1 protein-coding gene is annotated in these 6,097 nt (G+C 72.5%); it reads left to right on the top strand.

Translation table 11 applies throughout. The features are described 5' to 3' along the window. A partial coding sequence (locus tag AOK24_RS16325; protein WP_159051888.1) for a non-ribosomal peptide synthetase occupies positions 1-6,097 on the top strand: 6,097 nt, incomplete at both ends.

Below are 6,097 nucleotides of genomic sequence, written 5' to 3'. Positions count from 1 at the left end.
CTCCCCACCGACCGCCCCCGCCCGGCGGGCACCACCCACCGAGGCGGCCTCCTCACGGCCACCGTCGACGCCGAACTCCACGACGCCCTGCACGAGTTGGCCCGCCGCAACGGCGCGAGCCTGTTCATGGTGCTCCAGGCCGGTCTTGCCGCGCTGTTCACGCGGCTGGGCGCGGGTACGGACATCGCGGTGGGCAGTCCGGTCGCGGGCCGTACGGACCAGGCGCTGGACGACCTGGTGGGCTTCTTCGTCAACACCCTCGTCCTGCGCACCGACACGTCCGGCGACCCCACCTTCACCGAACTCCTCGCCCGTGTCCGCGAGACCGCGCTGTCGGCCTACGACCACCAGGACGTGCCGTTCGAGCACCTGGTGGAGACCCTCAACCCGGCCCGCTCCCTCGCCCACCACCCCCTGTTCCAGGTCCTGTTGGCCCTCCAGAACACCCCCGAGGGCGACTTCGCCCTGCCCGGCCTGCACACCGCCCCGGTCCCCGTCGGCACCGGCACCGCCCGCCTCGACCTCGCGATCGCCGTCACCGAACACCGCTGCCCCGACGGCACCCCCGACGGCCTCGAAGCGGTCCTGGAGTACAGCGCCGACCTCTTCGACGAGGACTCCGTACGCGCCCTCTTCGACCGCTGGCGACGGCTGTTGACCGCCGCAGCCACCGACCCCGGCCACCGCATCGGCACCCTCGACGTCCTCGACCCGCAGGAACGCCACACCCTCCTGCACGACCGCAACACCACCCGTGACGTACCGCAGGCCGTCCTCCCGGACCTGTTCCGGCGACAGGCGACCCGCCGACCCGCCGCCCCCGCAGTCGTCAGCGGCGAAACGACGGTCACGTACGCCGAACTCGACGCCCACGCCAACCGGTTCGCACACCACCTGATCCAACAGGGCGTCAGCCCCGAGGACTTGGTGGCGCTGAAGCTGCCCCGGTCCGTGGAGCTGATCGTCGCCATCCTCGGTGTCCTGAAGGCGGGCGCGGCCTACGTCCCCGTCGACCCGGAGTACCCCGAGGCCCGGATCGCGCACATGCTGGACGACGCGCGGCCCGCGCTCGTCGTCGACTCCCCGCAGGCCGTCGCGGCAACCGGGCACCCCGACACGGCACCGCAGGTCAACGTCCTGCCGCAGCATCCGGCGTACGTCATCTACACCTCGGGCTCGACCGGCCGCCCCAAGGGCGTCGTCGTCACCCACGCCGGACTCCCCGGCCTCGTCGCCACCCAGGTCGAACGCCTCGCCCTCGACGACGACAGCCGTGTCCTCCAGTTCACCTCCACCGGATTCGACGCGTCCTTCTGGGACCTGTGCGCCGCACTCCTCACGGGCGCCACCCTGGTCCTCGCCCCCACGGACGCCCCCTTGCCCGCGCTGACGGACCTCGACGTCACACATGTGACCGTCCCGCCGTCCGTACTGGTCGCGCTGGAAGGGGAGTTGAAGGCCACGACCCTCGTCGTCGCGGGTGAGGCGTGCTCGCCGGAACTCGTCCAGCGCTGGGCTCCCGGCCGTCGGATGATCAACGCGTACGGTCCGACCGAGACGACCGTCTGCGCCACGGCGAGCGCTCCGCTCACCCCGACCGGCCAACTCCCGCCCATCGGCGGCCCGATCACCGGCACACGGGTATACGTCCTCGACGCCGGACTCCAGCCCGTGGCGCCCGGCGTCGCCGGTGAACTCTATGTCGCGGGCGCCGGGTTGGCGCGCGGCTACCTCAACAGGCCTGCCCTGACAGCGGATCGGTTCGTCGCCGACCCGTACGGTCCTCCCGGCGCCCGCATGTACCGCACGGGGGACCTCGTCCGCTGGACGCGCGGTGGCGAGCTGGAGTTCGCCGGACGCGCCGACGACCAGGTCAAGGTGCGCGGCTTCCGCATCGAACCGGCGGAGATCGAGGCCCAGTTGGGCGATCACCCCGAGGTCGCGCACACGGTCGTGGCGGTACGGCGGGACCGGCTCGTCGGCTACGTCGTCCCCGTGCCCGGCGCCGAGCCCGCCCCGGCCGCGCTGCGGGCGCACCTCAAGGAGCGGTTGCCGGACCACATGGTGCCCAGCGCGTTCGTCGTCCTGGACGCGCTGCCGCTGACGCCGAACGGCAAGCTGGACCGAGCAGCCCTGCCCACACCGGAGTTCTCCTCGACCGGCCGCGAAGCCCGCACACCGCGCGAGCAGTTGCTCGCCGGACTCTTCGCCGAGGTGCTCGGTGTCGCCGAAGTCGGCGCGGACGACGGCTTCTTCGACCTCGGCGGCCACTCGCTGCTCGCCACCCGCCTCGCCTCCCGGGTCCGCGCCACCCTCGGCGTCGAACTCCCGCTGCGCACCCTGTTCGAGACGCCGACCGTCGCCGGACTCGCCGCCGCACTGGACTCCGCGGGGCAGGCGCGCCCCGTCCTGGCGAGCCAAGTCCGCCCGGACGTCCTGCCGTTGTCGTTCGCACAGCGCCGCCTGTGGTTCCTGCACCAGATGGAGGGCAGCGAGGCCACCTACAACATTCCCCTCGCCCTGCGCCTCACCGGACAGCTCGACGAACGTGCCCTCGAAGCGGCCCTCGCCGACGTCACGGACCGCCACGAGACCCTCCGCACGGTGTTCCCCGAAGGCCCGGACGGCACCCCGACCCAGCACATCCTGGACGCCGCCCGCCCCCGCCTCAGGGTCACCCACACCGACGAAGCACACCTGCCGGAACTCCTCTCCCGCGCGGCCCGCTCCCCCTTCGACCTGACCGCCGAACTCCCCCTGAAGGCCGAGCTGTTCGCGCTCGCAGGCGACGACCACGTCCTGCTCCTCGTCATGCACCACATCGCCGGCGACGGCTGGTCCACCGGACCCCTCTCCCGCGACCTCGCCGAGGCGTACGCCGCCCGCCGCGCGGGCCGCAAGCCGGACTGGCAGCCCCTGCCCGCGCAGTACGCCGACTACACCCTGTGGCAACGCGCCCTCCTGGGCGACGAGTCCGACCCGGCTAGCACCTTCGGCGGCCAACTCGGCTACTGGAAACACCAGCTGGCCGACCTCCCCGACCAACTCCGCCTCCCCGCCGACCGACCGCGCCCGGCGGTCGCCGGATACGGCGGCGCCCACCTCCTCGTCGACCTCGACCCGGAACTCCACCAGGGCCTGCGCGCACTCGCCGGACGGCAGGGCGCGAGCCTGTTCATGGTGCTCCAGGCCGGTCTCGCCGCGCTGTTCACGCGGCTGGGCGCGGGTACGGACATCGCGGTGGGCAGTCCGGTCGCGGGCCGTACGGACCAGGCGCTGGACGACCTGGTGGGCTTCTTCGTCAACACCCTCGTCCTGCGCACCGACACGTCCGGCGACCCCTCGTTCGAGGAACTGGTCCGGCGGGTCCGCGAGACGTCCCTGTCGGCGTACGCCCACCAGGACCTGCCGTTCGAGAACCTCGTCGAGGAGCTGAACCCGGTCCGCTCCCTCTCCCATCACCCGCTGTTCCAGGTGATGTTCGCCCTCCAGAACGCCCCCATGGGCACCTTCGACCTGCCCGGCCTGCGCGTCACCCCGCTGACCGTGCCGACCGGCACCGCCAAGTTCGACCTCGGCTTCAACCTGTACGAGCGCCCCGAGGGCGGCATCTCCGGAGCCGTCGAGTACGCCACCGACCTCTACGACCCCGACACGGTCACCGACCTCGTCGACCGCTGGACCCGCCTACTGCGAGCCGGAGTTGAGGAACCCGCCCGGCCCATCGGCCGCGCCGACCTCCTCACCGCCGACGAACGCCGCCGTCTGCTGGAGCCCGCCGCCGACAGCGCCATCCCCGCCGAGCCCCTCCCGGCCGCCTTCGCCCGCCAGGTACGCACGACACCCGACGCCGTCGCGCTGGTCGCGGGGGAGCGGGAGCTGTCGTACGGCGAACTCGACGCCCGCGCCAACCGGTTCGCGCACCACCTGATCCAACAGGGCGTCGGCCCCGAGGACTTGGTGGCGCTGAAGCTGCCCCGGTCCGTCGAACTCGTCATCGGCATCCTCGGTGTCCTGAAGGCGGGCGCTGCCTATCTGCCGGTCGACCCGGCGTACCCGCAGGCCCGGATCGCGTTCATGCTGGACGACGCGCGGCCGGCGGTCGTCGTCGACTCCCCGGAAGCCGTCACGGCCGCCGGGCACCCCGAGACGGAACCCCCGATCCGCGTCCTGCCGCAGCACCCGGCGTACGTCATCTACACCTCGGGCTCGACCGGCCGCCCCAAGGGCGTTGTCGTCAGCCATGCCGGGCTCGCCCACCTGGTCGCGGGCCAGGTCGAGCGGTTCGCCATCGACGCGGACAGCCGCGTCCTCCAGTTCGCCTCGCCCAGCTTCGACGCGTCCGTGTCCGAGCTGTACACGGCCCTGCTGACCGGCGCGGCCCTCGTCCTGCCGCCCCCCGGCAACCCGCTCCCGGCGCTCACCGAACTCGACGTGACGCATGTGACGGTCCCGCCGTCCGTACTGGTCGCGCTGGAAGGGGAGTTGACGGCTTCGACGCTGGTCGTCGCGGGTGAGGCGTGCTCGCCGGAACTCGTCGCGAAGTGGGCGCCCGGCCGTCGGATGATCAACGCGTACGGTCCGACCGAGACGACGGTCTGCGCCACGATGAGCGACCCGCTCACCCCGACCGGCCAACTCCCGCCCATCGGACGCCCGATCACCGGCGCCCGCGTGTACGTCCTCGACGCCGGACTCCAGCCCGTGCCGCCCGGAGTGCCCGGCGAACTGTACGTGTCCGGCGCCGGGTTGGCGCGCGGTTACCTCAACAGGCCCGCTCTGACAGCCGATCGGTTCGTCGCCGACCCGTACGGTCCTCCCGGCGCCCGCATGTACCGCACGGGCGACCTGGTCCGCTGGACGCGCGGCGGCGAGCTGGAGTTCGCCGGACGCGCCGACGACCAGGTCAAGGTGCGCGGCTTCCGCGTCGAACCCGCCGAGATTGAAGCCCAGTTGACCGAGCACCCGGCCGTCGCCCACAGCGTCGTGACGGTACGGGACGACCGCCTGATCGCCTACGTCGTCCCGGCCACCGCACACCGCGACCACGAACTGGACATCGTGGAGACCTGGCGGGAGACCTACGACGCCCTCCCCGTGACCGCAGGGCAGACCGCGTTCGGCGAGAACTTCACCGGCTGGAACAGCAGTTACGACGGCCGGCCCATCCCCGAGCCGCAGATGCGGGAGTGGCGGGACGCCACCGTCGACCGCATCCGTGCCCTCGCCCCCCGCCGCATCCTGGAGGTCGGCGCCGGAACCGGCCTGCTGCTGGCGAAACTCGCGCCCGACTGCGAGACGTACTGGGCGACCGACTTCTCGGCGACCGCGATCGGCGTCCTCACCGAACACGTCCGCCACCAGCCGGAGTTGACCGGCAAGGTGGTCCTGCGCACCCAGCCCGCGCACGACGTGACCGGCCTGCCCGAGGGCGGGTTCGACACGATCGTCGTCAACTCGGTGATCCAGTACTTCCCGAGCGGCGCGTATCTCCGGGACGTCGTGGGCAAGTTGACGGCCCTCCTCGCACCCGGCGGCGCCCTGTTCCTCGGCGACGTCCGCAACCTGCGCCTGCTGCGCCCGTTCCTCACCGCCGTCCACGGCACGGACCCGGACGCCGTCGACCAAGCGGTACGGCGTGAGGAGGAACTCCTCGTCGACCCCGACTGGTTCACCACGCTGGACCAGGACTTGGACGCCTCCATCGAGCTCCGCCGGGGCCGCCACCACAACGAACTGACCCGCCACCGCTACGACGTCACCCTCCGCGCGGCGACCGGGACCACGGGCGGTCCTCTCACCCAACTTGCCTGGGGCCAGGACGTGTTCACCCTGGACCAGGCCCTCGAGGCAGCCGCCGCGCACCCGGCTCTGCGTATCACGGGCGTCCCCAACACCCGCCTCGCCACCGAGGCGGGCCACGACCCGCAAGGCGTTCCGGACCCCGAGGACTGGTACACGTGCGGGCGCCCCGTCCGCGTGGCCTGGTCGCCCGAAGGCGCCGACCTCCTCGACGTCGTCTTCGTCGCCGAAGGCCACCCCGCCCCCTACCGCCCCGCAGCCGAGACCGGCACCCCCCTCACCAACACCCCCCGCG

It is taken from the genome of Streptomyces niveiscabiei (assembly GCF_001419795.1).
GTDB classification, from domain to species: domain Bacteria; phylum Actinomycetota; class Actinomycetes; order Streptomycetales; family Streptomycetaceae; genus Streptomyces; species Streptomyces niveiscabiei.
The sequence above is the reverse complement of the archived record's forward strand: the minus strand, read 5'-3'. Positions and strand labels throughout refer to the sequence as shown.